The following is a 26,718-nucleotide window of genomic DNA, read 5'->3' on the forward strand; positions in this document are numbered from 1 at the left end:
CCCCGGGTCGTCCCGCGCCGCGCGGGCGCGCGCGCCGGGCGCGGCGCGCTCCGGCGGCGCCGCGACGATGGCGGCGCCGTCCGCATCCCGGCGCGACGCGAGGATGAGGGCGTCCTCGCCCAGTTCCTCGGCCACGCGTTGCATCGCGGCGCTCATGCTGCGGCCGCGGATCGTCACGCTGTTCATGTCGGGGTCCCCTCCTCTGCGGCGATGGACGGACGGCCGTCGCCGAGCGTGCCCACCACCTCGATGCGTCGGGTGTCGGGCAGTTCGTTGACGCCGAGAACGATCGTGTCGCGCGCGTGGGCGCGCAGGAACGCGGCGAGCGCGCCGCGCAGCTCGGGGGCCACGACCACGAAGGCCTGCCGCCCCTGCCCCGCGAGCTCGTCGGTCAAGCTGCCGAGCGCGGTCAGGAGCCGCTCGGCGAGCGCGGGCTCGACGACGAGGCTGCCGTCCGCGCTCTGCGCCCGGCTGCGCGCGAGGAGCTGTTCGAGCTCCGGCTCGAGGGTGACGAGGGCCATGGTCTCCTGCATCGGCACGAGCTGCTGGATCAGGAGCGGCACGAGGGCGGGGCGCAGCCGGTCGGCCATAGCGCGCGGCGCCATCTCCTCGTTCGCGAATTCGGCGAGCCCCTCGAGGATGCGGCGGAGGTCGCCCACGGGAATGCGGTCGGCCAGCAGCGCGCGCAGCACGGCCGTCAGGCGATGCAGCGGCAGGATGCGCGGCACCACGGCGTCGACGAGGGTCGGGCTCGTCTGCCGCAGCCGGTCGAGCAGGACCTGCACGTCGTCGGTGCCCAGAAGATCGGCGGCGTGCTTCGTCAGCACCTGGCTGAGATGCGTGGCGATGACGGAATCCGGGTCGACCACCATGTGATCGTCGGCCTCGGCCTCCGGCACCTGATGCGGCTCGATCCAGACCGCGTCGATGCCGAAGGAGGGATCCTTGACGGCGACGCCCTTCAGCGTCCGCTCCGACAGGCCGCCCGGGATCGCGAGCTTGCGGTCGGGATAGGCCACGTCCTCGGCCACGATCGTCTGCCCGATGCGGATGCGGTAGGCGTTCGCGGCGAGATCGAGGTCGTCGCGCACGCGCACGCCGGGCACGACAAAACCCATCGCCTGCGAGACCTCGCGCCGGATCGAGGTGATCCGCGCGACGAGCGGCCCGCCCGACGTCTCGTCGATTAGCGAGATCAGCTGATAGCCGAGCTGCACTGACACCTGGCTGTAGTCGGTCACCTCCTCGGCGGTGATCACGCCCGGCTGCGCCTCGGGCGTCGGGGCCGCGGGCTCGTCTGGCGCGCCCTCCGCCGGCGCGGCCGCGGCGTCGCGCCGGGTCGCGGCCCAGGCCGCCGCCGCGGCCGCCCCCGCCGCCGTCAGGAAGATCGCGTTGGGCATCGCGGGCACCAGACCGAGGATCGCCATGACCCCCGCGACCGGCACCCAGGCGCGCGAGAGGCTGATCTGCTCGGCGATGTGGCCGGCCATGTCGGCGCTCGCCGAGACGCGGGTGACGATGATCGCCGTGGCGATGGAGAGCAGGAGCGAGGGGATCTGCGCCACGAGCCCGTCGCCGATCGAGAGCAGCACGTAGGTCTCCGCCGCCTGCCCCGCGGCCATGCCGTGCTGTCCGACGCCGATGACGATCCCGCCGAGGATGTTGACCACGAGGATCAGGATGCCGGCGACGGCGTCGCCCTTCACGAACTTGGACGCGCCGTCCATCGCGCCGTGAAAGTCGGATTCGTCGGCGATCTCCTGTCGGCGGATCCGCGCCTCCTCCTGGCTGAGGACGCCGGCGTTGAGGTCCGCATCGATGGCCATCTGCTTGCCCGGCATGGCGTCGAGCGTGAAGCGCGCCGAGACCTCCGAGACGCGGCCCGCGCCCTTGGTGATCACCACGAGGTTGATGATGACGAGGATGGAGAAGACGAAGATGCCGACGGCGAAGTTGCCCGCGATGACGAATTCGCCGAAGGCCTGGATGACGCGGCCGGCGGCGTCGGTGCCGGTGTGCCCCTCGCTCAGCACGATGCGCGTCGAGGCGACGTTGAGCGCGAGGCGCAGAACGGTGGCGATCAGCAGCAGCGTCGGGAAGCTCGAGAAGTCGAGCGGTCGGTAGCTGTGCATCGCCACCATGAGCACCAGCAGCGACAGCAGGATGTTGAAGACGAAGAACACGTCGAGCAGCACCACCGGCAGCGGCAGCACCATCATCGCCACGATGACCAGAATGCCGAGCGGCAGCGCCAGGCCGCCGAGGCGGATATCCGCGCCGTCGAGGGTCTTCGCCACGCTCATGCTCGCCCGTCTCCCGTTGCCCCTCGGCGCCCGCGCGGGCACCGGATCGGCGCCAGACGTTGCAAGCCGCGTGCCAGTCCGGCGGCGGCGCTCATGCCGGGCGGCGGCGCGACTGGCACGCGGCTTGCTTTCGACGGGCGACGTTCGAGCGAAAGGCGCGCCATGTTCATCCGCCCGGCCGGTCTCAAGCCCCTCGCGCTCGTCGCGGCCCTCGCCGGCTGCGGCGCGGGGGGCGCGCTGCGCGACGCGGCGCCCGGGGCCGCGAAGGTGTCGACCGGCGTCGGCTTCGCCGCCGTCTCGATCCAGCCGGGCGCGACGCTGAACGCGCGCCGGCAGATGGCGGTGCGCACGGCTCGGCTCGCCGCGCTGCGCGATCTCGCCGCGGAGCGCCACGGCGTCGCGCTCTGCGCGGCTGACGCGGGGGCGACGACGGCGCGCACCGCCGGCCTGCTGCGCGGCGTCCGCACGCGGGAGATCGACGCGGCGGGGCCGGACAGCTTCCGGGTGATCCTCGAGATGCCGGCGCCGCCGCGCCGCACCGCGACAGGAGAGCGACCATGCACGCACGCCCGATCCGATCGCTGACGGCGCTTCTTCTGGCGCTTCTCCTCTGGCCCGCGGGGCTCTCGGCCGACGGGGGCCGCTGGGTCGAGGCCGAGGGCGTCGGCGTCGTCGACGGCGACAGCGCGCGCGCCCGGCGCGCGGCGATCGCCGATGCGCTGATCGCGGCCGGGCGCGCCGGGGGCGCGGAGGTGCGCAGCTTCACCGCGCTCGACCGCGGCCGGATCACCGCCGATTTCACCACGTTGCGCAGCACGATGCGCATCCACGCGCACGAGGTGATCGCCGCCGCGCGCGAGGGGGACGTCTGGCGTGTGCGGGTCCGCGCCCGCGTCGGCCCGGTGCCGCCGCGCGACTGCGCGCCGCGACGGCGGCTCGACGTGATCGCCTTCGCCCCCGAGATCGCGGTCGATCCGGCCGCCCCGGCCTGGACCGCGCCCCTGGTCGAGACGCTTTTTCAGGACATCCTCGATCACGTCGCGGCGACCCCGGACGCGGATCTCACGCGCGTCACCGACCGGCGCCAAGGGGCCCTGCCCGCACCGGAGCGCGCGGGTTTCGACTACCGATCGCTGACCGAGGGCGCGGCCCCGCGCCGCGCCGGCGCGCATGCGCTTCTGGTCCGCCTCGACGTGACCCGGCCGGGCGGCCGCGCGGTGCGGCTGAGCGCGCGGGTGACGCTCCGCGCCGAGACCGGAGAGGCGATCACCCTGACCCTCGCGCGCCGGACCGCGGCGGCCCCGCCGGGCGCGCTCGCCCGCGCGCTGGGACCGGACCGGCGCCGGCGCGCCGCCGCGCTCTCGGAGGGGGTCGAGGCGGGCGTCGGGCGCATGCTCGCCCGCATGACCTGCCGCCCGCCGGTGGCGCGGCTCGCGCGGTCCGGCGGCGATTTTTCCGTCCCGCTGGGGCGACGGCACGGGCTCTCGGGCGAGAGCCTTGGCTTCGTGGAAAGCGGGGCACGCACCACCGTCTTCGAGATCCTGCGCCTCGACCGCGACAGCGCGACCCTGCGCCCGCTCGACCGCAGCCGGCCGGCCGCGGCGCTGACCGGGCGCATCGTGACCTTCATGGAGGCCGGATGACGCACCGACAGAGGCTGCGCCGGGCCGTGGCGGGCGCCGCCCTGCTCGCCGCGGCCGCCGCGCAGGCCGACACCTACGCCGACGGGATCGACGGGCGGGAGATGTCGGCGCTCGTCTCGGCGGCGCTGGCCGAGGCCGGTCTCACCGGCCGGCCCGCCGTGGCCGCGGCGCGGCGCTTCCCGGGCTGTGACCACAGGCCCCGGGTGAGCCCGCGCGACGGCGACTGGCGCACGGTCGAGATCGCCTGCGACCGGCCGCGGCCCTGGCGCCGGAGCCTGCGCAGCCGCGCCGACGCCGCGCCCCGCGCCAGCTCCGGCGCGGCGCCCGCGCCGCCCGCGGGCGCGCCGGTGGTGGTCCTCGCCGAAAGCCTGCGCCGCGGCACGGTGCTCACCGCGGCCCACCTCGAGACGGAGCCGGCGCCGCCGGGCGTCGATCCGACGGCGGTGCGCGATCCCGCGCGCGTCGCCGGCCGGCGACTCGCCGTGGCGGTGGGGGCGGGGCGCACGCTCCTCGCGCGGCACCTCGCGCCCGACTGGCTCGTGGAGGCGGACGCGCCGGTCGTGATCGCCTTCGACGCCGGCGGCGTGCAGGTCGCCGTCCCGGGCACCGCGCTGGGCCCCGGCCGACGCGGCGACCTCGTCGAGGTGCGCAACGCCGCCTCCGGGCGCACGGTGCGCGGCCGGGTGACCGGCCGCAACGCGGTCGAGGTCGTGCCGAAACTGCGCTGATCGGCTAAAGGTCGCGGGCGCGCGACCGTTTCCGTTAAGGATGAAGGAGGCAGAACATGGTCGATACCCCCGGTCCCGCGTCCGGCCGCCCGCTCGGCCCCCGACAGGCGACCGACGCCGCCGCGTCCGACGGCGCGCCGGCGGGCCCGACGCCGGACAAGGGCGCCGGCGCAGGCCCCCGGCCCGCCCCGGCCGTGGACACGGTCCGCCTGAGCGACGAGGCGCGGCATCTGCCGCCCGCGCTGCAGGGCGGAGCGCCCCTCGACCGCGAGGCGATCGAGCGGATCAAGACCGCGATCGCGGAGGGAGATTATCCCATCGATCGGGAGCGGATCGCGCAGAAGCTCCACGAGAGCTTCGAGGAGATGATGAGATGACGGGGGGCTACGCCCCCCTCCTGCTTCTGGCGTCGGGCGCGCTCCTCGGCGCGCTGGCCGTGCTGGGCATCCGGCAGCGGCGGTCCCGGCGCCGCGCCGACACGGCCGGGGCGGATGCGCCCTCCGGCGCGCCCGCCGACCCGGCGCAGACGGGGCGCACCGAGCGGATCGAGCAGGACATCGCGCAAATGCGGGCCGATCTGGACCTCCTCGTCACCGATTACGTGGTGCAGCGCGCCGCCGACCTCGTCGAGACCGGCTTCCACGAGGAAAAGCGGAGCCGCGCGCGCCGGCGGGCCTCGACCGCGGGCCGGACCTCGTCCAAACGTCACTGACACTGGCCACCACTGCCGCGCCGCTGGCCGGGCCGCCGCGGCGCGGCCGGTGGCGGCCCGCACAGGACGCCGCTGGACGGCCTTCACCGCGCGCCGCCGACGCCCGGCGTGCTGCGGCGCGAACACCGCGCCTCGGCAGGTCTTCGCCGCTCGCCGCCGCGATCAGCCGCAGCGATCGGAGGCTGCCGCGCACCAGTCCTCGAACAGACGCTCCGCGCGCTTCTGCGCCGCGACGCGCCGCGCGCCGCCGAGCTCGCGCCCGAGCGCGTCGCGCAGCTCCGCCGCGCCCGGCACGCCCAGCGCGGCGGCCACGCTCGCCCAGGCCAGCGCCTGCTCCAGGTCGGGGTCCGCGGCGAGACGCAGCGCCACGCGCGCACGATCCAGCATCGCCGACGCCCGCCCCGCGTCGGCGAGCGCCGCGAGATCCTCGTCGAGCCGGCGCGCGACCTGCTGTACGCTCACCGCGGGCAGGTCGGCGGCGATGACCTCCGTCAGGCGCGGCGCGTCCTGGTGCCCGCCCAGACGCGCGCGCCAGGCCCAGTAGAAGGCCGCCTCGTCGTTGCGCGGGCGACCATGCCCGCGGCGCAACATGAGCGCCAGGTTCAGCTGGGCCCGCACGTCGCCGCCCTCCGCCAGCTCCCGGAAACGGGTCACCGCGGCGACCGGGTCGCCGGCCTGATACACGGTGAGCGCGGCCGCGAAGTCCTCGGGCCCCGCACGCGCGGGCAGCATCGCCCCGCCGACGAGGCCGGCGGCCGCGGAGACGAGGAGAGTTCGACGCATGCTCATCGGCCCGCCGTCAGCACGAGTTGCACCGCGAGCAACCGACGCCGGCGTCCGAGGCGCGCACGTTCATAGACGATGAGCCGGGGGCGCTGCGTCTCGGTGATGCCGGTCTCGATGCCGATCTCGGGCGGGAGCCCGATGCCGTAGGCGGCGAGCGTGCCGACCGGGTCGGACGTGAAGCGCGCGCGGAAGTCGGCGTCGATCCAACTGCGGGCGAGCGCCCGGCCGAGGATGTCCGGCAGATGGCGTTCCACCGCGTCGCGATCGGCCATGCGGATCGCGGTCTGCGCGAGCTGGAGCCGGTCGCCGCCCCCCTCAGCGTCGCCGCGCGAGGGCGCGGGCGCCGCGGCGGCGCGCGGGCGGCGGGGCGCGCCGCGCCGCGCCGTCAAGTCGCGCCAGAGGCCCTGTACCTTGCGCCAGCCCGATGTGTCCCGAAACCTCATCCCCAGCCTCCGCGGCGCCCACCCCGTCGCCACGCGCGCCGCCCGGCGCGCCATGTTGCCGTCAGACCCGAGCGCCCTGCGCGGCGCGTCGGACGTCCCTCGTCATTCGCGTCGTCGCGCCGCGGCGTGGACGCGGGCGGCGCCGCTCGACGCCGCCGCGCCCTCGGGGTCGCCGTCGCCGGCCGACCAGCCGGCGCGCGCGCGCGGTGGCGCGCCCGATCCGGGCGACCGGGTGTCAGGCGCCGAACCGCCCTCGGCATAGGCGCGGCGGACACGCCGGTCGCGGGCCCGCCGTTCGGTCAGATGCCGCCGGTCGTCCTCGATATCGCTCGCCACCGCGCGCAGGGTCGTCAGCGCGGCGCGGACGGCATTCAGCGCGTCGCCATCCCGCGCGCCCGCCCGCTCGAGCGCGCGCGCCTGTTCGCACAGTTCCGCCGCGAGATGCGCGGTGCGGGGCGCATCCACCTCGCGCGCGGCGGTCCCGATCGCCTGCGCGAGCGGCAGCAGGCGCGCGGCGTCCCCGCGCGCGTCAAGGGGCGCTCCAGCGGTCATTCGCCCCCCGCGCGCACCTGCGGCCCGATCTCGCGCCACGCGCTCGCGATCTCGCCGATGGTGGTGCGCGCCTGTCCGAGCTCCGCGTCGTGATCCCCGCGGAACGCGCGCAGCACCTGCTGACGACAGAACTCGTAGAGCCGGAAGAGATTGGCGGCGATATCTTCGCCCTGCTCGAAATCAAGGCTGGACTGCAGGATGTAGATGGCGGTGAGCGACCGGCTCACGCTGGCTTCGGGGTAGCGCGCGCCATGGGCCTGCGCATCCTCGAGGCTGCGCAGCGCGGTCTCGAGTTCGGACAGCGTGGTCAGAACGATCTGATGCGGGTCCTCGACAGGAGGCGCGGTCGCGTTCTCGGTCCGGCGGTAGAGTCGTCTCGCGAAGGCCACGTTCATGAGCGGTGTCCCGAAGCTTTGCTGCATCTGTCTAAGGAAACGCCGGCCCGGTCGGGATTCTTAGCCCGCGCCGCGCTCCTGCCGCGCGGCGAGCAGGAAGCCGGGCACGGCGTCGAGCGGCAGGACCCGCTCGGCGGCGCCGCGTGCGATCGCCGCGCCGGGCATGCCGAAGACCACCGCGCTCGCCTCGTCCTGCACGCAGGTGCGCCCGCCGGCGCCCCGGATCGCGGCGAGCCCGGCCGCCCCGTCGCGCCCCATGCCGGTCAGGATCGCCGCGCTCACGTGGCGGCCGTGCACCTCGGCCACCGACAGGAAGAGCACGTCGACGGCCGGTCGCGAGTAGTTGACCGGCGGCCCGTCCTCGAGGCGGACGGCGAGGCCACCACGCACGCGCTGGAGCCGCATGTGGCGCGCGCCCCCGGGCGCGATCAGGGCGACGCCGCGCTCGGGGCGGTCGCCGTCGCGCGCTTCCGCCACGCGCACGGCGCAGGTGGCGTCCAGGCGGTCCGCGAAGGGCGCGGTGAAGCCTTCCGGCATGTGCTGCACGATCAGGATCGGCGGCGCATCGCCCGGAAACTGCGGCATGATCCGCGACAGCGCTTCGACGCCGCCGGTCGAACAGCCGATGCAGATCAGGCCCTGCCCGCCGTCGCCCGGCTGCGGCCGCGCGGCGCCGGCCGGCGCAGGGCGATCCGCCGCTGAAGGGGCGCGGGCGGGCCGCGCGCCCTTCGCCGCGAGGACCCGCGCGCGAATGTCGCTCATCTGCGCGGCGAAACCGCCCCCAAGGGCGGCCTCCGGCTTGGCGATCACGTCGACGGCGCCGGCGGCGAGGGCATCCATGGTCAGCCGCCGCGATTGCCGCGTGTGCGACGAGATCACGATGGTCGGCGTCGGCATGTGCGCCATCACCGCGCGCAGGAACGCGAGCCCGTTCATCCGCGGCATCTCGACGTCGAGCGTCAGCACGTCGGGCTCCTCGGCGACCATGAGATCGCGCGCGCTGTAGGCGTCCGCGGCCTCGCCGACGACCACGATGCGCGGATCCTCCGCGAGGCCCCGGGCCAGAAGCCGCCGCACGAGCGCCGAATCGTCCACGATCAGCACGCGACAGGGCGCCTGCGCTGTATCCTGCGCCGGGCCCGGCGTCATCGCGGCGTCCCCGCCAGGGGCAGCCGCTGTAGCCGCGCGCGGCCGTGCATCGGGTCTGGCGCACCGAGGGGGGCGCATCGGAATGGGGTCATGGGGCTCTCCCAGGGTTGCGGCGCAATCGCGCCCCGATCGGCGGCCCGGGCGGACGCCGCGCGGCGCCCGGAGCGGGCGCTTGCCGGGCGTCCTTGGATCGAGGCCCGACCGGGCGTCTGCCGGGCCTCGCCGCGCCGCCTCAACGGTCGACGAGCGACGGCACCGCCAGCGCCAGCCCGACGTCGCCGTTGCCGAGAAGCGCGCAGCCCGTCACGCCGCGTACCCCCGCCAGGGCGCCGCGCATCGGGCGCACGAGCACGACCTGCTGGCCGACGATCTCCTCCACGCGCAGGGCGACGCTGCGCTCGGCGTGGCGCACGATCAGGAAAAGGAGCGACTCGAGCCGTTCGCGCGCCCGCGCGAGCGTGGCCTGCAGCCCAGACGCGGCATCCTGTTGCAGCGCACCGATGTCGAGCGGCCCCTCGCCGTCGAGGTTGAGCACATAGCGCCCCTCCTCGGCGGAAATGCGCTGCACCTGTTCGGGCGCACAGTGCACGATCCGCGCGATCGCCTCGGTCGGGACGACGTAGCTCACCTCCGCGTCGCGCACGACCATGCCCTGCAGGACCGACATCGCCGCCGGTACCGTGATCTCGAGCCGCTGCTCGCCGGTGGGCGGAGCGCTCGCGCAGACTGTGCCGCCCAGCGCATCGACGGCGCTGCGCAACCCGTCGAGGGCCGCGTCGTCATGGGGCGCGGGCAGATCGTCCTCGAGGCGGAGCCCGAAGAGCTCCCCGGCGCGGAAGGCGCAAACGTGCAACCTTTGCGGCCCCTCCGGGCTCTGGCGGAGGCGAGCGTCGATGAGGGCGCGGAGCGCCGGATCGAGCGCGCCGATCACCCGATCGTCGAGGCGGGTCTTCTCGCCGGTCAGCGTCACCGCCAGGCGCCGGCCGGCGGCGCGCGCCGCCTCGCGGATATGCGCCCCCATCGGGTCGAGGAGTTCGGACGCCTCGGCCTGCGACAGCGCGATCATGTCCTCCTGAAGCTGGACCAGCCGGCTCTGGAGCTGCTGCGTGGTCTGCTGCAGCTCGCCGAGGCGTGTCGTCAGCGCCTCGCCCGTCTTTTCGAGCGCACCCCGCAGGGTCGGCCAGTCGGCGCCCGGGACCGCCTCCGGCGGCAGCGCCTCGGTCACCTGCGCGGCGAGATCGGTCTGCAGGAGGTCGGAAATCGTGTGCGCAAGAAGCGACTGCTCGGCCACCACCTCGCTCAGTTCCTCGCGCAGCGCGCTTCCGGGCCGGGCGGCGGGTTCGGCGGCGCGGGCGCCGCGGCCGGCGGCGCCGTCCCGGTCGTAGGGCAGCTCCGTCTCGACGCGCACGGCCTTGCCGCTCGGGTCGATCTCGGCCAGCGCCGCGCGCACGGCCTCCTCCTCGAGGCGCGTCGCGACGAGGAAGTCGAAAAGGACGGCCTCCCCGACGAACACGGTCACCGAGGTGATCGGCCGGGCCTCGCCCCGCTCGAGCCAGTCGAGAAAGCGCTGCGCCGCCGCCTCGTCGTCGTTGAGGTCGGTGCGCAGGATGTAGAAATGCTGCCCGAGGTCCATGCCCCGGCTCGCGGCCTTCACGCTTTCCGGCGACATCACCCGGTGGAAGGCCTCCGGCAGGCCGAGCCGCGCCTCGACCTCGGCCGCGCTCGGCGCGTTGGTGATGACGAAGGTCGCGCGCGAGGCTTCCACGAAGAGCCGCTCCAGCGCGTCGGTGTCCGGCGTCTCGCCCGCCTCGATCGCGTCGAAGACCAGTTCGAGCAGGTCGGTGTAGCTTTGCGCGATGTGCAGGAGCACCGGGTCGGGCGCCTTGCCGGACACCGCGCTGCGAGCGATCAGGTCGTAGAGCGACAGGGCAAGATCGGCCGCCGTCTCGATCTCGTAGTGGGCGCAGGCCTGCGACATCCGCTTCAGCAGGCGCATCACCGCGGCCCGGTTGTCGTCCACGTCGCGCTGCGCGCGCAGTTCGTCGACATGCTCGCCGAGCTGAAGGAGCGTGACGTAGGCGTTCTCCGCGCACCAGGCCCGGAGCAGGACCGAGGGCCGGGTCGCCAGGTCGCCGAGCGCGTGACCATAGGCGACCTCAAGCGAGATCAGCTCCTCGTAGAAATCGAACTCCACGTCGCGGAAGGCGCGCGGGTCCTGCACCGTCGCGAAGGCGCGCCCCGCCTCGGCGACCCGCTCGAAGCCCTGCGCCTCCGCCGCGCTTGCGATGCGGCGCGACAGGTCGGCCAGCGCGTCCCGGCCGGTGAAGACCACGTCGCCGCCGGCGCCGCCCAGCTCGGAGAGCTCCGCGAGCAAGGGCTCGAGATCCTGCATGAGGTGCCGCGCCGCGGCCGCCCGCGCGTCGGTCGCGCCCTGCGTCGCGCCGCCGGCGCTCTCGCCCGTCTCGGGCGGCACCGGGGCATCCCCGGCGACGGCCGGCGCGGCGGATGTTGCGGCGCGATTCTCCGCGGGCGCCGGGGCCGCCTGCGCCGGTGGCTCGGGGGGCGCCTCCGCTGCGCCCTCGATATCCCGCCGGTAGGCGGCGTCGAGCGCCGCCAGAAGCCGCTCGAGGTCCATGGCCCCGGGCGCGTCCAGCGCCGCGAAACCGTCGAGCGCGGCGAGCCATGTCTCGAGCCCCATCTGCCCCGCCGCGTTGCGCAGCTTCTGCGCACGCTCCGCGGCCTGCGCGGGAAGCGCGCCCTCGCCCTCGGCCGCGGCGGCGATCTCGCGCAGCGCGGAGAGGTTCTCGTCCGCGATCTTAACGAAGATGCGGCGGTAGGTCGGGTTGTCGATCAGCCCGCCGGGCGTGTCGGCCCGAGCCGGGCGCGGGTCGGTGGCCGTGGCCCGCGGGACCGTCTGCGCGCTCCCCTCGGGCGCGGCGCCGGGCGCCGCCGCCGGGGCGTCGGCCTCGGGCGCATCGGCTGTTTCCGGCGCGTCGGTGGTTTCGGGCGAGTCCGTGCTTTCGGGGGCCTCCGCCGGCTCGGGGGCGCCGTCGAGATCGACGGCGCGGCGCGTCTCGAAGGCCGCGATGGTCCGCTTCGCCGCGGCCACGCCCGGGGCGTCGAGATAGGCCGCGGCGAGGTCGTGCCAGGCGGTCAGCCCGACCTGCTGCGCGGCGGTGCGCAGTTTCGTCGTCTGCTTTTCCATCTCCGGGAGCGCGGCGTCGGGATCGGTGTCGAGCGTGCCGGACAGATCGGCCATCGCCGCCACCGCGCCGCGCGCGAGCTTCTCGAAGACGCGCCGATAGGTCGGCTGATCGAACAGCCGGGCGCCCCCGGCGTCCGCCGCACCGACCTCGGCCCCCGCGCCACCCTCCGCCGGAGCGGTATCGTCCGCGGGGGCGGCGCCGTCCCCCGCCGTCGGCGTTTCGGCGGAGGTCTCCGGGGCGGTCTCCGGAGGCGCCGCGGCGTCCGCCTCCGGCCCGGTCGCGCCGTCATCGGCCTCGGGGCCGGGCGCGCCGTCGTGGCCTTCGGACCCTTTCGGACCGCCGTCGACCTCGGGGCCGGTCGCGTCGCCGTCGCCCTCACGCTTGGACGCGCCGCCGTCGCCCTCGGGCGCCGGCGCGGGGTCGGCGGGCGGCTCCGCCGCCTCGCCCGAGCAGGCGGCGATCTTGGCGCGCAGCTGCCCGACGAGCGTCTCGGACGGAGCGGCCTCGACGTCCGTGCGGGCGTCGCAGGCCGTCTCGAGCATGCCACGCAGGGTGTCCGAGATCTCGAACAGGAGATCGAGGATCTCCGCGTCGAGCGGCACCCCCTCGTCGCGCACGAGGCCGATCAGATCCTCCGCGACATGCGCGCGGTTCTCGATCGTGGCGAGGCCCAGCACGCGGGCATTGCCCTTAAAGGTGTGCATCGCCCGGAACAGCGCCGCGATGGTGTCGGGATCGGCCGCCTCGGGCGCATCCTTCAGCTCCAGCAGCGCTTCCTCGACCTGATCGAGCGCCTGCCCGCCGTCGTCGGCGAAAAGCGCCCAGATCTCGTTCATCTCGTCGGACATGACAGCGTCCTCTCTTGCGGCGGACAGGGAGGCGGGAGGGGAGACGGGCGCTCAGGCGGCGCCCATCAGGCTGCGCATCGTGCCGGCGAGCTCGGCGCCGGCCTTCTCCTCGAGGTCGTGCGACACGGTGCCCGAGGGCTTCGCCACCACCGCATCGGCGCCGAGCTCGCGCGCCTTGGCCGCGTGCTTGGAGCCGTTCACCGCCACCGACGACAGGAGGCAGATCTTGGCGGTGGTGTTGGGCCGCGCGTGGCGCAGGAACTCCAGCCCGTCCATCACCGGCATCTCGATGTCGAGCAGGATGAGGTCGAGGTCGGGATGCTCGAGCATCTTCTCGAGCGCCTCTTCGCCGTTCGACGCCTGCGCCGCGACCTTGAAGTCCTTCTGCGAGCGCAGGAAGCTCGCGATGTAGAGCCGCATCATCGCGGCGTCGTCCACGATCATGACCTTGTAAGGCATCTTGCGTGTCTCCGCTGGAGGGTGGGCGGCCGCCCGGCGCCCGGGGGCGACGGGCGACCGCATGGATCAGAAATCGCCGTAACCGCGCTCGTCGTGATCGAGCGGCAGACGGTCCTGCGGGCGCGCGGCCCCGTTGGCGTGCCCGTTGGCGTGCCCGTTACCGTGACCGTTGGCGCGGCCGTTGGACCGGCTGCCGGCCTGCGCGCGCGACGCCTCGGGCTTCGCGCGCTCGTCGAGCGCGATCACGTCCGGCGCCGCGCGGCGCGTGCCCGCACCGCCCGCCTCCGCTGCCGGGGTCGCGCGCTCGCCCGCGGGCCGCACCTCCCGCTTCATCGCGTCGAGGTCGAAGGCTTCCCCGAGCTCGAAGGCGCGGATGTCGGAGAGCACCTGGTCGGTGGTCTTCGACAGTTCCTCGGCCGTCGCCGCGAGTTCCTCGGACTGCTGGCTCGTCTCCTGCGCCGTCTTGGTGACCTCCGCGATCGCCGTGTTGATCTGCGCCACGCCGCGGGCCTGTTCGTCGTTGGCCGAGGAAATCTCGGTCACCAGCGTCTTGATGCGCTGCACGTCGTCGGCGACCGACTCGAAGGACTCGGTCACGACGGTGGCGAGCTCGACGCCCCGGTCGACCCGCTTGGTCGTGCCGTCGATGAGCTCGGAGGTCTCCTTCGCGGCCTTGGCCGAGCGGGCGGCGAGATTGCGCACCTCCTGCGCGACGACGGCGAAGCCGCGGCCGTGCTGCCCGGCGCGCGCGGCCTCCACGGCGGCGTTCAGGGCGAGCAGGTTGGTCTGGAAGGCGATGTCGTCGATCACCTTGATGATCTTCGCGATGTCCTGCGACGCCGTGTTGATCTCGTTCATCGCGGTGCTCATCTCGGCGATGTCGTCCTTGCCCTTCAGCGCGGCGTCGGCGGTCTTGGCGACCACCTCGTCGGCCTGGCGCGCCGAGTCGGCGTTGGCCTTCACCTGGCTGTCGGTCTCCTCGAGCGAGGAGGAGATCTCCTCCACCGCCGACGACTGTATCTCGGAGTTGGACGCCGTCGATTGCGCCGCGTCGCTCAGCTGATCCGAGACGACCGAGGTCTCGCCCGCCGAGGTACGGATCGAGACGAGCGACTGGCGCACGAAATCGAGGATTTCGTCGACCGAACGCGTCGCCGCGCCGATCTCGTCCTTCGCGTCGGTGCCGAGGCGCACGGTCAGGTCGCGGTCGTCCCGGACCCGGGCGAGGCCGTCCTGCATGGCCTGAACCGGGCGGACGATCGTGCGTGCGAGGAGGACGCCGAGCCCGGCGGCGAGCGAGCCGATCACCAGCACGGTGATCAGCGCCGAGTTGCGCAGCGCCCGCATCGGCGCGGCGACCTCCGTCATGTCCATCTTGGCGACGACGCCCCAGGTCTCGCCGAAGTAGTCGAGCGGGCCGTAAGCGGCGAGCGTCGTCGCGCCCGAATAATCGACGGCCTCGACGACGCCCTGCTCGCCCGCGAGCGCGCGCCGGGCGGGCTCGGTGTCGATGCGGCGCGTGAGGGCCGTGCTTTCGCCGTCCTCCACGAGGCCGAGCTGCGACCGGGCGCGGCCGTCGGGGCCGACGAGATAAGCCTCGCCGGTCTCGCCGAGGCCGCGGACGTTGTCGAGCACCGCCTGCACCCCGTTCAGGGTCAGCTGAAAGACCACCGCGCCGATCACCTCGCCCTGGTCGTTGCGCACGTCGTCGGCGACGAAGCTCACCGGCGTGTCGCCGGCCATCTCGTAGAAATCGAAACTGCTGACGGCGACGGCGTTTTCCTCGTCCGCGGTCGCCATCGCCTCGCGCACGACGCGGGTCAGCGCGCTGTCCGCGAAGCGCCCGGACGAAAGGGTGGCGCCGAATTCGCCCTCCTTCTCGGCGGCGTAGATCACCTCCATGTCCGCGTTGACGAGAAAGAGGTTCCTGTAACCGCGGGCCTTACGGTAATCGTCGAGCCAGCCGTGCCAGTCGGCGTGCATCGCGCTGTAGAAGCTGCCGTCGCCCGCGTCGGACAGGCGGTGGCGCGCGCCGGGCGGGTTGGGGTTCTCGGCGACGTAGAGCGTCTGCAGCCGCTCGCGCGCGTTCACCTCCACGTCGTTCTGAAAGACCTGATGGCCGTTGGAGAGCTGCGTCAGCGCGAGCCCGGTGGCGCGGTTGTCGCCGACGGCGTCGATGTTCACGCGGACGGTCTCCACCATCCGGTCGAGTTGCCCGACGAGCGCCCGCTCGGTGCCGCGGAGACTGTCCTCGGCCTGCTCGAAGAGCGCGGCGTCAGCCCGCAGGTAGCTCACGGTGCCGATCGCCCCGGCGCCGGTCACGGCGATCGCGGCGATCGCGGCCGGCAGCTTGTGCCTGAGCTTCATGTTCTTGAAGAGCGTCATCGCCATTGTCCTGTCTCCTTCGGAAGGCGGTCTGATCAGTGGCCCGCGGGCGCGGGCTCGGCGGGCGGTTCGGCGGCGGCGTCGCCCGAGGGGGCCGCGGCGGGGTCGGCCGCGGGCGCAGCGCCGCCCGCGCGCTCCAGCGTGTCGGAGTCGCTGCGCATCAGGTTCTCGACGTCGAGGATGACGGTGACGGGCTCGGTCTGCGCGTCGTCGTCGCGCCCGGCGCCGCGCGGTCGTCCGATGCCGCGCGTCACCGGCAGACCGCCGGTCGCGCGGCGCGTCTTCGGCGCGGGGTCGATGCAGTCCGGCGCGATCTCGCGCACGTCGCGCACCGCGTCGACGACGAGGCCGATCGGCGCCTCGCCCACCTCGAGCACGATGATGACGGTGCGCGTGTCGTAGTCGCGCGCCGGCAGGCCGAAGCGCAGGCGCACGTCCATCACCGGGATCACGTTGCCGCGCAGGTTGATGACCCCCTTGATGAAAGAGGGCACGTCGGGCACCGACATGATCTTCTGCAGGCCGACGATCTCGGTGACGTAGTCGATGCCGACGCCGTACTCCTCCTCTCCGACGAGGAAGATCAGGTACATGTCGCTGATCGCATGCGCCTCGGCGGCGCTCTGCGGGGCGTCGTCCACGGTCTGGGCCTGGGCCATCTGGGTCCTCTCCTTTGCCTGGCTGGGGTCGCGGGGCGCGGTCATTCCGGCCTCCGGTAGATGCCGGTGGCGACGGGCTCCCAGCGCGTGCCGAGGTCGCGCACGGACTCCGTCACGCTGGTCACGAGCCAGCCGCCGGGCTCGGCGACCTCGTGGAGCGCGTCGAGGATGAAGCGCTGCGTCTCGCGGTCGAAGTAGTAGAGAATGTTGCGGCAGAAGACGGCGTGGAACCGGTTGCGGAACGGATAGGGCACCGACTTCAGATTCATGCGCCGGAAGGTGCAGATGCGGCGCAGCGGCTCCGCGAGACGATGCTGCTGCATCCCGACCGGCTGGAAGTAGCGGGCTAGAAGCGCCTCGGGCACGGTCTGAAGGTGGTTCTGGCCGTAGACCGCGGCCTCGGCCTGCTTCACCACCGGGCCGGAGACGTCGGTGCCGAGGATGGCGAGCCGCGCCTGCGCCGCATCGAGCCCCATCGCCTCGGCGGCGATGATGCCGAGGGTGTAGGCCTCGTCGCCCGTCGAGCAGGCCGCGCTCCAGATCCGGATGCGCTCGTGGCGCATGAGATCGGGCAGCAGCGTCTCGCGGAACCGGTCGAGGACCTGAGGCTCGCGGAAGAAGCTGGTGTGATTGGTCGAGGCGGCGTCGGTCGCCGCGCGCTGCACGGCGATGTCCTCGTCCGCGAGGCGCCGGGCGAGCTCGGCGTAGTCGGCCAGCCCGCATTTGCGCAGCACGCGGTCCATGCGCTGACCGAAAAGGTCGAACTTCCGGTCGGGGTAGAAGATCCCGCTCGTGGCGTTCAACCAGTCGCGCACCGCCACGAGCGCCTGGTCCCGGGAGGCCGCCGTCATGCCGAGGCCTCCGCGCCCAGCCGCTCGGGGTCGAGGATCATGGCCACTTCGCCCGAGCCGAGAAGCGCGCAGCCCTGCACCCCGCGCACCTGCCCGAGCACCCCGTCGAGCGGTTTCATCACCACCTGCTGCTGACTGGTGATCTCGTCCATGGGCACGCCGGTGAGGCCCGCCTCGCTCTGGAGCACGACCATCACCTGGGGCGCGGGCGGCGCCCCGTCCGCCGGCGCGCGCTCCGCCTCGCGGAACAGCCGCTCGAGCCGCACGACCGGCACGAGGGCGTCGCGCACGTTGACCATTTCCACACCACCCTCCGAGGAGATGCGCGTGCAGTCGCCGGCGCCGGCGCGGAAGACCTCCGCGATGGTGTCGATCGGCACCGCGTAGAGGCGGGCGCCCTGGCGCATGATCATGCAGTCGAGGAAGGCGAGGCTGACCGGGATCGACAGGGTGACCGTGGTCCCCTGCCCCGGCGCGCTGTCGACGGTGATGCGCCCGCGCAGCTCGCGCATCACGCTGTTGAGCACGTCCATGCCGACGCCGCGGCCCGAAAGCTCGGTCACCGCCTCGGCGGTGGAAAAGCCCGGCGCGAAGATCAGCTTCCAGATCTCGGGGTCCGGCGGCGTTTCGTCGGGGCCGAGCAGGCCATTCTCCCGCGCGCGCGCCAGGATCTTCGCGCGGTCGAGCCCGCGCCCGTCGTCGCGGATCGTGATGCGCACGTCGCTGCCGATCTGGCGCGCGTCGAGCGCGATCACCCCGGTCTCGGGCTTGCCGGCCGCGGCGCGCTCCTCCGGCGGCTCCAGCCCGTGGTCGGCGGCGTTGCGCACGATGTGCACGAGCGGCTCGTAGAGCCGATCGGCGACCACCTTGTCGATCGCCGTGTCCTCCCCGGTCAGGCGCAGGTCGATCGTCTTGCCCACGCCACGCTCGATCTCGCGCACCACGCGGCGCAGCCGGCGGAACGTCTCGCCCACCTCGATGAGGCGCAATTCGAGCGAGGCGTCCTGCACGTCGCGCAGGGTCTTGTTGAGCCGGTTGACCGCGGTCTCGACGCCTTCGACCTGCTCGATCGCCGCGCCGGCGACGTGCAGCGTTTCGGATATGGCGAGCGAGAGCTCCGAGACGAGCGACATGACGCGCCCGACCTTCTCGGAGGACACGCGCAGCGTCGACGACCCCTGCCGCGCTCCGGACACCTGGGCGGCCTCAGTCATGGCCGCCGCCCGCTGCGGCGCGGTCCCGTCGCGCGTTGACCCGTTTCAACATGATCGCTCCCGCTGCTGCCCGTCGTGAACGCACCGTCCGTCGCGCGGCGGCCGGTCAGGCCGCGCTCTCCTCGGCGCTGGCGTCGAAGTTGAGAATGCAGACCCCGTCGAAGGCGGAGGACTTGAAGAGAAAGGTCTTTTTCAGGCTCTCCACGAGATCGCCGTACTTCTTCTCGAAGGTCTTCAGCTCGTCGGGACCCGGGAAGAAGATGTTGACGGAGATGTCGCCTTCCTTGCCGATCAGCACCGTCAGCCCGGCCAGATCGCACTCCGGGATCGCCTCGCCCAGCGTGTCGGTAAGGTAAGGGGCGGCGACCTGGGCCGAGTCGAGGTCGGGAAACTTCAGGTGGTATGTCCTGGAAAGCATGCTTGCCTGCCGCTCCGCTTTGTCATGTCGCACATGGTCATGGTCCTCTGAACGGCGGGAGCGGCGCGGATGTTTAGGCCCGGCCGTGACGCCGGGCGACGCGACGGCCTGCCGACGCCGGATGCGTCGGCGCAGCGTCGCCGCCGCGCCGCGCGGGCGCCGGGGCGCGGGCGGCGCGGTCCGGGACATCCGGCGCGGCGGAGGTATTTTCCCCGGCTTTCCAAGGCTCTGCCTGGATCGGCGCGGCCTTGCGCCGGCGTGCGCACGGGCTGGCACGCTTCCTGCTTCTCCTGTCGTGCGACCGACAAGCGGGAGACGACAGCGTGCAAGACATAGTGATCCTCACCGAGAGCCTCGCGCCGGCGGCGGCGCTGGCGGACCTTCTCGCCCGGCGTCGCGTGACCGCCGCTCTCGCCGAGACGGCCGAGGGCGCGGCGGCGCGCTGCCTCGTGGTCTCCGCCGCGCAGGAGGCCGCGGCGGGCCGCGCGCAGATCGTCGAGACGGCGCGGCGCATCGGCGCGCGCCGGCTCGTGGTGATCGCCACGGACGACGCGCAGGCCGCGCCCCTCAAGGTGGACACGGAGCTGAACGGCCGGCTCGTGCGCGCCACGCTCGCGCGGCGCCGCCTCGCCGAGGATCCGCTGCAGGACACCGCGCTCCTGGCCCTCGCCGACCTGATCGCCGAGGGGGCGCACGGCATGGTCGCCGCCGACGCGGAGACCGGGCGCCTCATCGATCTCGCGCGGCGCGTGGGCGAGAGCGAGGTGACCGTCTTCGTCGCCGGGCCGACCGGCACGGGCAAGGAGGTGCTCGCGCGCCTCGTCCACGAGGTCTCCCCGCGCGCGGGCGGCCCCTTCGTCGCGATCAACTGCGCGGCGATCCCGGAGAACATGCTCGAGGCCACGCTCTTCGGCCACGAGAAGGGCGCCTTCACCGGCGCCGCGACGGCGAGCAAGGGGCTGATCCGCGCGGCCCATGGCGGCACGCTCCTGCTCGACGAGGTCTCGGAGATGCCGCTCGGGCTTCAGGCGAAGATCCTGCGCGTCCTGCAGGAGCGCCGGGTCACGCCGCTCGGCGCGCAGACGGAACAGCCGGTGGACGTCCGCGTGATCGCCACCTCCAACCGCGACATGCGCGAGGCCGTCCGCGCCGGCACCTTCCGGGAGGATCTCTACTACCGGTTGAACGTCTTCCCGCTGGCCACGCGCGCGCTCGCCGAGCGGCCCGACGACGTGCCGGCGCTCGCCGCGGCGCTGATCCGGCGCCATTGCCGCGACGCGGCGGGCCTGCCCGAGCTCGACCCGCGCGCCATCGCGCGGCTGCTCGAGCACGACTGGCCGGGCAACGTCCGCGAACTCGAGAACGTGGTGCAGCGCGCGCTGGTGCTGCGCGACGGTCACCGCATCACGGCGGAGGACATCATGCTGCCCGGCGACGCGATGCCCCTCGCCCCGCCCGCGGCGCCGGCGGCGGCCGCTGCGACCGCGCTGCAGGCCGCCTGAGGGAGGGCGCAATGACCGTATCCGACCCGACGACGGGCGCCGCCCTCTCGCTCGACGCGCTGCGCGCGCCGTCCGCCGCGGAGCGTGCCCCCCGCCCGCAGGAGGGCGCGGCGGAGGTGAGCTTCGCCGACCGGCTCGGGCAGGCGATCGAGCATGTCGCCGCTGCGCAGCGCAAGGGAAGCGCGGCGGCGACCGATTACGAGCTCGGGCGCACCGACGACATCGCGGCGGTGATGATCGACAAGCAGGTCGCCTCGCTCAACTTCCAGCTGACGATGGAAGTCCGCAACAAGGCGCTCAAGGCCTACAAGGACATCATGAACATGCCGGTCTGACGCGCCACGCGTCGGACCGGACGGAGCAACGATCGGGGCGGTGCCGATGACCGACACTTCGACGCCCGCGCGGCGCGGGGCCGGCGCGATGGCGGCGCGCGGCGGCGGGCTGCTGGCGCAACTGCGCGCGCTCGGGCGCCAGCCTGCGCTGCGCCGCGCGCTGCCGACCGTGGCGCTTGTATTCGCCGCGGCCGCCGGGATCGGGCTCTACCTGCTGGCCTCGCAGCCGGCGGAGCGGGCGCTGGCCCCGAACCTGCCCGAGGCGCAGAAGAGCCGCGCGCTGGACCTGCTCGGGACCGCGGGCATCCGGGCGACCCTCGATCCCGCGACGGGCGCGCTCATGGTGCCGGCGGACGCCTACCACCGGGCGCGCATGGCGCTCGCCGCCGACGGCCTCGCCGGGGGCGCGGCGCCCGCGCAGGACGGCGCGCTCGCCGACATGCCGATGGGCGCCAGCCGCTCGGTCGAGAACGCCCGCCTGCGGGAGGTCAAGGAGCGCAGCCTCGCCCGCTCCATCGAGGAGATCCGGGCGGTGCGCCGCGCGCGGGTGCATCTCGCGCTGCCCGAGCGCACCGCCTTCATCCGCGATCAGGAACCACCGCGCGGGTCGGTCTTCGTCGACATCGCGCCGGGACACGCGCTCGGCGAGGCGCAGGTGCAGGCCGTCGCCAACCTGGTGAGCGGCTCGGTCACCGGGATGACGCCGCAGCAGGTCTCGGTCGTCGATCAGACGGGGCGCCTGCTCTCGACGCCGGGCGGCGACGCCGCGGCGCTGCGCACCGACCGGCAGACCCGGCACGTCATGACGCTCGAGGAGGTCTACCGCAACCGCATCCGCGAGTTGCTGACGCCGATCGTCGGGCACGACAACGCCGCCGTGTCGGTCACGCTCGACATGGATTTCACGCGCTCCGAAATCCGGCGGGAGGCCTTCGATCCCGACAGCGCCGTTCTGCGCAGCGAAGAGCGCTCCGTCGAACGCAGCGACGAACCCCGCGCCGGCGGCATCCCCGGCGCGATCGCCAACACCCCGCCACCGGCGCCCGATCTCGAGCAGGCCGGCGACGACGCCGAGGGCGGGAACGGCGACCAGGCGGAGGGCGACGCCGGCGAGGCGCCGGGCGCCGCCCCCCCGCGCACGACGCGCAGGTCGGAGGGCTACACGCGCAACTACGAGATCGGCCGCGAGGTCGAGACGATCCAGCCGCAGATCGGCACGATCCGGGCGGTCAACGCGGCCGTCGTTCTCAACCCGCCGCAGGGCGGGCCCGGCGCCGAGGGCGGCTTCGCCCCCGAAACGCTCGAAGAGGTCCGCAGCCTCGTCGAGACCGCGGTCGGCTACGACGCGGAGCGGGGCGACCGGGTCACCGTGACCACGCAGGCGTTCCGAACCGCCCTTCCGGCCGACACGGCGGCGGTGCCCTGGTATCGCACCGACTGGGCCGCGGCCCTCGCCCGGGGGCTCGGGCAACTCGCCGCGCTCGCGGTCGTCGTGCTGGGCATCGTGCGGCCGCTCCTGTCGCGGCTCCTGCCCCCGGCGCCGTCGGAATCGCTCTCCAGCCCGGCGCTCGCCGGCGCCCCGGGCGGCACGCGCGGCGCGGTCGAGGTGGCCGCCGGCGAGTCGCTCGGCGAGGTGCGCCGCCGCGTCGGCCAGCCGCTCGACCGCGACGATTTCGACGGCGCGATCAGCTACGAGGAGAAGGTCGCCCTCGCCCGCGAACTCGCGACCTCCGACAGCGACCGCATCGCCGCGGCCTTCCGCACGATGATCGCCTCCGACCGGGACATGGTGCGCTGATGGACGCGTCGCGGACCTGGAGCTCGGCGGCCGTCCAGCGCCCCGGAAGCCTGCCCTTCGAGCGCCTGACGGGGCCGCAGAAGGTGGCGATCCTGATGGTGCTCTTCGGCGAGGACGAGGCGGCGGCGCTGCTGCGCCTGCTGCCGCCGCGCGAGGTGCAGGAGCTCGGCGCCGCGATGGTCGATCTCTCCGGCGTGGATCACGACACCGTCGAGAAGGTGCTCGACGAGTTCCTCGACCACATCCGTCAGCAGACCGACGTGGGCATCGGCACCGATGCCTACACCCACAACGTGGTCACCAAGGCGCTCGGCGCGGATCGGGCGCAGTCGGTCCTCAGCCGCATCACCGCGCAGGACGCGCAGCGCCCGATCGAGCTTCTCGACTGGATGGACCCGGCCACGGTCGTCCGCCTGATCGAGGACGAGCACCCCCAGATCGTCGCCCTCGTGATCGCCGCGCTGGAGCCCGACCTCGCCGCGAAGGTGCTCAACGGCCTGCCGGAGGATCAGCAGTCCGACATCGTCAGGCGCATCTCCGAGCTGCGCGACATCCAGCCCGCCGCGCTGGAGGAGCTCGAGCGCGTCCTGCACACCAAGCTCAAGGCCAACACCACGCTGCGCGCCTCGCAGATCGGCGGCATCAAGTCGGCCGCCCGGATCATCAACTACGCCAAGCAGGACGACGAACAGCGCATCCTGCGCAGCATCCGCAAGGACGACCGGGATCTCGTCCGCGAGATCGAGGAGAACATGTTCGTCTTCGAGAACCTCGTGAAATCGGACGACCGCGCGCTGCAGACCCTCCTGCGCGAGGTGCCCGACGAACGGCTGGTCCTCGCGCTGAAGGGCGCGGACGAGGCGGTGGTCGAGCGGCTCCTGTCCTGCGTCTCCGCCCGCGCGGCCGCCGGCGTCCGCGAGGACATGGAGGCCATGGGCCCCGTCCGCCTCAGCGAGGTGCAGACCGCGCAGCGCGAGATCACCGCGCGCGCCCGGAAGCTCGCCGACGAGGGCAGGATCGTGCTCGCCGGCCGCGGCGGGGACGAGCTCGTATGACCGCCTCCGACACCCCGCGGGCGCTCAGCCACGACGAGATCATCGAGCGGCTCCGCCACCGGCGCGCGGCCGGCTTCGACGCGGAGGGCGCGGGCGCCGCCCCGACCGGCGCGCGGGCGGCCGCCTTCGTCCCGCAGGACGCCCCGCCGCCGCCGGAGCCCGAGGCCGCGCCCGACCCCGGGCACGCCCCGCCGCCGCCCGAGACCTCCGAAGCGCCCGCCGGCCCCGAGCCGGCGATCACCGCGGCCGATCTGGAGCGGGCGCGGGACGAGGGCCGCGCCGAGGGCCGCGAGGAGGCCCGCGCGGAGGCCTTCGCGGAGGGCCGCGCCGCCGGGCACGCCGAGGGCCGCGCCGAGGCCGAGGCGGAACTCGCCGAGCTGCGCGCCGTCCTGACGACCGCGCTGGAGCGCCTCGAGCGGCCGGAGCCGGCGGTGCTGCAGGGCCTGCGCGAGGAGATGGTCGACGCCGTCCTGCGGATCGCGAGCGCCCGCGCCGGCAGCCGGATCGAGGAGATGCCCAACGCCTTCCTCGCCCGCATCGACGCGCTCGCCGCGCAGATGTCCGACGCCGCCGGCCGGCTCACGCTCCGGCTCAACCCCGAGGATCACGCGGCGGTCCTGGCCTGTCTGGAGGACGCGCCGGAGGCGGCGCGCGCCCGGTTCGAGCCGGACCCGGCGCTCGCCCGCGGCGACGTGGCGCTCGAGGCGCCCGGCGTCGCGCTCGACGATCGCCTCGACCTGGCGCGCGAGCCATGAACGCGGTTCTCGACGATCTCGGGCGCACGCTCGCCGCCCTCGCGCCGCCGGCGCCGCGCGCCGAGGGCCGGGTCGCGCAATACGACGGCCTCGTCGCCGAGACCTCCGGCTTTCCCGTCAGCCCGGGCGCCGTGTGCGAGATCGACGTCGACGGCGACAGCCCCGCGCGCGCCGCGGTCATGCGCTTCGCGCGCGGCGCCAACCACCTCCTCCTCGAAGAGCCGGGCGCCGCGATCCGGCCGGGCGCGCCGGTGCGCGTCGTCTCGCAGGGGGTGGAGGCCGCGGTCGGCGACGCGCTGCTCGGCCGGGTCGTCGACGCCGACGGGCGCCCCCTAGACGGCCAAGCGCCGGTCGCGACCGCCGGCCTCTGGCCGATGAAGGGCCGGCCGCGCAACCCGCTGGGCCAGCACCCGGTCGACCGCCCGCTCGACGTGGGCGTGCGCGCGATCAACGCGGCGCTCACCGTCGGCCGCGGCCAGCGCCTCGGTATCATCGCCGGGTCGGGCGTGGGAAAATCGGTGCTCATCGAGATGATGGCGCACAACACCGATGCCGACGTCGTCGTCGTCGGCCTGATCGGGGAGCGCGCGCGCGAGGTCGGCGCCTTCACCCGCGCGATCATGCGCAACGGGACCGCCGGGCGCTGCACCGTCGTCGCCACGCCCGCCGACCGCTCGCCGCTGCAGCGGCTGCGCGCCGCGGACCGGGCCTGCGCCATCGCGGAGTCGTTCCGCGCCCGGGGCCGGCACGTGCTGCTGATCCTCGACTCGCTCACGCGCGTGGCGCACGCGCGGCGCGAGGTCGGCCTCGCGCTCGGGGAGCCGCCCACCGCCAAGGGGTATCCGGCCTCCGCGCTGTCGGCGATCCCGGCGCTGATCGAACGCGCCGGTCCGGGCGGTCCGGGCGAGGGCTCGGTCACCGCCTTCTTCACGATCCTCGCCGATGGCGACGACCCGGACGATCCCGTGGTCGATACCGCCCGCGCGATCCTCGACGGGCACCTCGTGCTCTCGCGCGCGCTCGCGCAGACGGGCCACTTCCCGGCGATCGACCTGCCCGCCTCGGTCAGCCGCGTGATGAACGACCTCGTCGACGACGCCCACCGCGCCGCCGCGCAGCGGCTGCGCCGGCGCGTCGCGGTCTACATGGAGAACCGCGATCTGCTGCTCATGGGCGGCCACACGCCCGGGCAGGACGCCGAGCTCGACGCCGCCGTGCGCCTCTGGCCCGAGATCCGCGCCTTCCTGACGCAGGACATGACGCAGCCCGCGCGCTTCGAGGAGAGCGTCGCGGCGCTGACCCGGCTGATGGCGGAGGAGCCGGGGTGAGCCGGAGCGCCCGCCTCCTCGCCCTCCTCGAGCGGCGCGAGCAGGGGCGCCGCGCGCGCTGCGCCGCCGCCCTGCGCGAGGCCGAGGCGGCACAGGCCGCGGCAGAGGCGCGGCAGGCGCGCATGCACGCGCTTCTCGCCGAGACCGCCGCGACGCGGGCGGGCGTGCAGGGCGCCGCCGACCTCAGGGCGCTGCACGATGTCGGCAAGGCGCTCTCGGAGTATCGAGTGCGCTCTGCCCGCGAGGCGGAGGCGACGGCGGCGCGGGTCGCCGATGCGCGCGCGGACCTCGGGCAGGCCCATGCGCAGGTCAAAGCCCTGAGCGAGCGCCGTGAAGCCGCCGAGCGCGCGGCCCGGGCCGAGGCCGAGGCGCGTGCCGAGCGCAAGAGCCCCCCGCCGCCGCGGCGCGGTTGGCACGACTCTTGCGAGTGATCTGGCGCATGACGGGACGCAGGCGATGCGACAGGAGCTGCCGTGACCAGTGTGGAGATGACGCGATTGAGCGGCGCGGCGCCGCAGCGGCCCGCGCCCCGGAACGATCCGGGCGCGAGCCGGGGCGCGAGCTTCGACGCCCATCTCTCGCAGGTCGCTGACGCGCCAAGTCGGCCCGCGCCGGACACGCGGGAGCGTGACACGACGACGGCCCCCGACGCGCCGGGAGAAGCCGGCCGCGACAGGCCGCCCGCCCCGGCGGAGGGTGGCGGCCCGGCGCCAGACCGCGCCGATCGCCCCGACGCGGCGCCGCCGGGCGCGGCGGCCGCCGCGCAGACGCCGGCCCCGGCGGCAGAGCCCGAACCCCGCGTCACACCCATACAGCAGGCCGCCCACGGTACGCGGGCCACCGAGACCGCCGGAGCGACCCGTGCCGCCCCGCGATCCGCCGACGACGCGGCCTCGGCGCCCCTCGATCGCGCGGGCACGCCCCGGGCGGAGGACCGCGTCGGGCGGCCCGGTGCCGCAGACGGGGCCTCGCGTCCCGCAACCGCGGCCGCACCGCAATCTCCCGGACCCAAGCCCGACGCGGGCCAGCGGGCGGGCGCGACGGCAGCGCCCGGCCGGGCGGATGGCCAGAGCCCGCACCCCGCCCCCTGGGCGGTCGCGAAGGCCGGGGCCGGAGCCGATGCCGCGCCAGCCCACGCGACAGACGCCGCGCAGCAGAGGCGGCATGCGGCCGAGGGCGGCAACGCCGCCAGCC

The 26,718-nt window shown here is 74.4% G+C and carries 26 protein-coding genes; 12 read left to right on the top strand and 14 right to left on the bottom strand.

Annotated elements, in window-relative coordinates; translation table 11 throughout:
• Both DRV84_RS01860 and flhA read right to left on the bottom strand, forming a co-directional pair.
• Positions 1–186 (bottom strand): hypothetical protein (locus DRV84_RS01860; protein WP_205026714.1); only part of this gene is annotated, 186 nt, incomplete at its 3' end.
• Positions 183–2,303, bottom strand: a complete 2,121-nt coding sequence (gene flhA / locus DRV84_RS01865) for a flagellar biosynthesis protein FlhA (protein ID WP_115978059.1) — start codon at positions 2,301–2,303, stop codon at positions 183–185. The genes DRV84_RS01860 and flhA, both read right to left, overlap by 4 nt.
• A 162-nt stretch (positions 2,304–2,465) precedes the next feature.
• On the opposite strand from flhA, the gene DRV84_RS01870 reads away from it, so the two are divergent.
• The 5 genes from DRV84_RS01870 to DRV84_RS01890 are packed head-to-tail and all read left to right on the top strand — an operon-like array spanning position 2,466 to position 5,386.
• Positions 2,466–2,888 (top strand): hypothetical protein, encoded by a 423-nt coding sequence (locus DRV84_RS01870; protein WP_115978060.1) that lies wholly within the window; start codon positions 2,466–2,468, stop codon positions 2,886–2,888.
• Positions 2,861–3,946, top strand: a complete 1,086-nt coding sequence (locus DRV84_RS01875) for a flagellar assembly protein T N-terminal domain-containing protein (RefSeq protein ID WP_115978061.1) — start codon at positions 2,861–2,863, stop codon at positions 3,944–3,946. The genes DRV84_RS01870 and DRV84_RS01875 overlap by 28 nt, the downstream gene beginning before the upstream one ends.
• Positions 3,943–4,674 (top strand): flagellar basal body P-ring formation chaperone FlgA, encoded by a 732-nt coding sequence (gene flgA, locus DRV84_RS01880; protein ID WP_115978062.1) that lies wholly within the window; start codon positions 3,943–3,945, stop codon positions 4,672–4,674. The genes DRV84_RS01875 and flgA overlap by 4 nt, the downstream gene beginning before the upstream one ends.
• Before the next feature lie 56 nt (positions 4,675–4,730).
• Positions 4,731–5,051 (top strand): flagellar biosynthesis anti-sigma factor FlgM, encoded by a 321-nt coding sequence (gene flgM, locus DRV84_RS01885; protein ID WP_115978063.1) that lies wholly within the window; start codon positions 4,731–4,733, stop codon positions 5,049–5,051.
• On the top strand, positions 5,048–5,386 hold the full coding sequence (locus DRV84_RS01890) for a hypothetical protein (protein WP_115978064.1): 339 nt from the start codon (positions 5,048–5,050) through the stop codon (positions 5,384–5,386). The genes flgM and DRV84_RS01890 overlap by 4 nt, the downstream gene beginning before the upstream one ends.
• 162 nt (positions 5,387–5,548) lie before the next feature.
• Here DRV84_RS01890 and DRV84_RS01895 read toward each other — a convergent pair whose 3' ends face one another.
• From DRV84_RS01895 to DRV84_RS01950, 12 genes are all read right to left on the bottom strand, one after another.
• The gene (locus tag DRV84_RS01895; RefSeq protein WP_147298818.1) at positions 5,549–6,175 is read right to left on the bottom strand and encodes an SEL1-like repeat protein; all 627 of its coding nucleotides are present in this window, start codon (positions 6,173–6,175) and stop codon (positions 5,549–5,551) included.
• Entirely contained in the window at positions 6,172–6,615 is a 444-nt protein-coding gene (locus tag DRV84_RS01900; RefSeq protein ID WP_115978066.1) for a hypothetical protein, read from the bottom strand. The genes DRV84_RS01895 and DRV84_RS01900 overlap by 4 nt, the downstream gene beginning before the upstream one ends.
• 102 nt (positions 6,616–6,717) lie before the next feature.
• Positions 6,718–7,206: a hypothetical protein gene (locus DRV84_RS01905; protein WP_158547721.1), complete on the bottom strand. Its 489-nt coding sequence runs from the start codon at positions 7,204–7,206 to the stop codon at positions 6,718–6,720.
• Positions 7,164–7,589: a flagellar export chaperone FliS gene (locus DRV84_RS01910; protein WP_239994960.1), complete on the bottom strand. Its 426-nt coding sequence runs from the start codon at positions 7,587–7,589 to the stop codon at positions 7,164–7,166. Before DRV84_RS01910 ends, DRV84_RS01905 begins: the two co-directional genes overlap by 43 nt.
• 33 nt (positions 7,590–7,622) lie before the next feature.
• Complete coding sequence (locus DRV84_RS01915; protein ID WP_115978069.1) at positions 7,623–8,711, bottom strand: protein-glutamate methylesterase/protein-glutamine glutaminase; 1,089 nt, start codon at positions 8,709–8,711, stop codon at positions 7,623–7,625.
• 232 nt (positions 8,712–8,943) lie between these two features.
• Positions 8,944–12,765 (bottom strand): Hpt domain-containing protein, encoded by a 3,822-nt coding sequence (locus tag DRV84_RS01920; RefSeq protein ID WP_115978070.1) that lies wholly within the window; start codon positions 12,763–12,765, stop codon positions 8,944–8,946.
• A 51-nt stretch (positions 12,766–12,816) separates the two neighbouring features.
• Positions 12,817–13,224: a response regulator gene (locus DRV84_RS01925; RefSeq protein WP_115978071.1), complete on the bottom strand. Its 408-nt coding sequence runs from the start codon at positions 13,222–13,224 to the stop codon at positions 12,817–12,819.
• A gap of 66 nt (positions 13,225–13,290) precedes the next feature.
• A complete protein-coding gene (locus DRV84_RS01930; RefSeq protein WP_115978072.1) occupies positions 13,291–15,615 on the bottom strand; it encodes a methyl-accepting chemotaxis protein in 2,325 nt (774 codons plus the stop codon).
• A 29-nt stretch (positions 15,616–15,644) separates the two neighbouring features.
• A complete protein-coding gene (locus tag DRV84_RS01935; protein ID WP_115978073.1) occupies positions 15,645–16,268 on the bottom strand; it encodes a chemotaxis protein CheW in 624 nt (207 codons plus the stop codon).
• A gap of 41 nt (positions 16,269–16,309) precedes the next feature.
• Positions 16,310–17,119, bottom strand: a complete 810-nt coding sequence (locus DRV84_RS01940) for a CheR family methyltransferase (protein ID WP_115978074.1) — start codon at positions 17,117–17,119, stop codon at positions 16,310–16,312.
• Entirely contained in the window at positions 17,116–18,333 is a 1,218-nt protein-coding gene (locus DRV84_RS01945) for a chemotaxis protein CheA (RefSeq protein ID WP_115978075.1), read from the bottom strand. Before DRV84_RS01945 ends, DRV84_RS01940 begins: the two co-directional genes overlap by 4 nt.
• A 106-nt stretch (positions 18,334–18,439) precedes the next feature.
• Positions 18,440–18,751: a hypothetical protein gene (locus tag DRV84_RS01950; RefSeq protein WP_115978077.1), complete on the bottom strand. Its 312-nt coding sequence runs from the start codon at positions 18,749–18,751 to the stop codon at positions 18,440–18,442.
• 323 nt (positions 18,752–19,074) lie between these two features.
• Here DRV84_RS01950 and DRV84_RS01955 point away from each other — a divergent pair, with 323 nt between their 5' ends.
• The 7 genes from DRV84_RS01955 to DRV84_RS01985 are packed head-to-tail and all read left to right on the top strand — an operon-like array spanning position 19,075 to position 25,955.
• Positions 19,075–20,253 (top strand): sigma 54-interacting transcriptional regulator, encoded by a 1,179-nt coding sequence (locus DRV84_RS01955; RefSeq protein WP_192881383.1) that lies wholly within the window; start codon positions 19,075–19,077, stop codon positions 20,251–20,253.
• A gap of 11 nt (positions 20,254–20,264) precedes the next feature.
• Positions 20,265–20,588 carry a flagellar hook-basal body complex protein FliE gene (gene fliE, locus DRV84_RS01960; protein WP_115978080.1) on the top strand — a complete coding sequence of 108 codons (324 nt, stop codon included), beginning with the start codon at positions 20,265–20,267 and terminating at the stop codon, positions 20,586–20,588.
• 46 nt (positions 20,589–20,634) lie between these two features.
• Positions 20,635–22,386, top strand: coding sequence for a flagellar basal-body MS-ring/collar protein FliF (gene fliF, locus DRV84_RS01965; RefSeq protein ID WP_115978083.1), 1,752 nt, complete (start codon positions 20,635–20,637; stop codon positions 22,384–22,386).
• Positions 22,386–23,441, top strand: a complete 1,056-nt coding sequence (gene fliG / locus DRV84_RS01970) for a flagellar motor switch protein FliG (protein ID WP_115978085.1) — start codon at positions 22,386–22,388, stop codon at positions 23,439–23,441. The genes fliF and fliG overlap by 1 nt, the downstream gene beginning before the upstream one ends.
• The gene (locus tag DRV84_RS01975) at positions 23,438–24,196 is read left to right on the top strand and encodes a FliH/SctL family protein (RefSeq protein ID WP_115978088.1); all 759 of its coding nucleotides are present in this window, start codon (positions 23,438–23,440) and stop codon (positions 24,194–24,196) included. The genes fliG and DRV84_RS01975 overlap by 4 nt, the downstream gene beginning before the upstream one ends.
• Positions 24,193–25,524, top strand: a complete 1,332-nt coding sequence (locus DRV84_RS01980) for a FliI/YscN family ATPase (RefSeq protein WP_115978091.1) — start codon at positions 24,193–24,195, stop codon at positions 25,522–25,524. Before DRV84_RS01975 ends, DRV84_RS01980 begins: the two co-directional genes overlap by 4 nt.
• Entirely contained in the window at positions 25,521–25,955 is a 435-nt protein-coding gene (locus DRV84_RS01985) for a hypothetical protein (protein WP_115978093.1), read from the top strand. The genes DRV84_RS01980 and DRV84_RS01985 overlap by 4 nt, the downstream gene beginning before the upstream one ends.
• Positions 25,956–26,718: the final 763 nt, after the last annotated feature.

Source organism: Rhodosalinus sediminis (assembly GCF_003385555.1).
Taxonomy (GTDB): domain Bacteria; phylum Pseudomonadota; class Alphaproteobacteria; order Rhodobacterales; family Rhodobacteraceae; genus Rhodosalinus; species Rhodosalinus sediminis.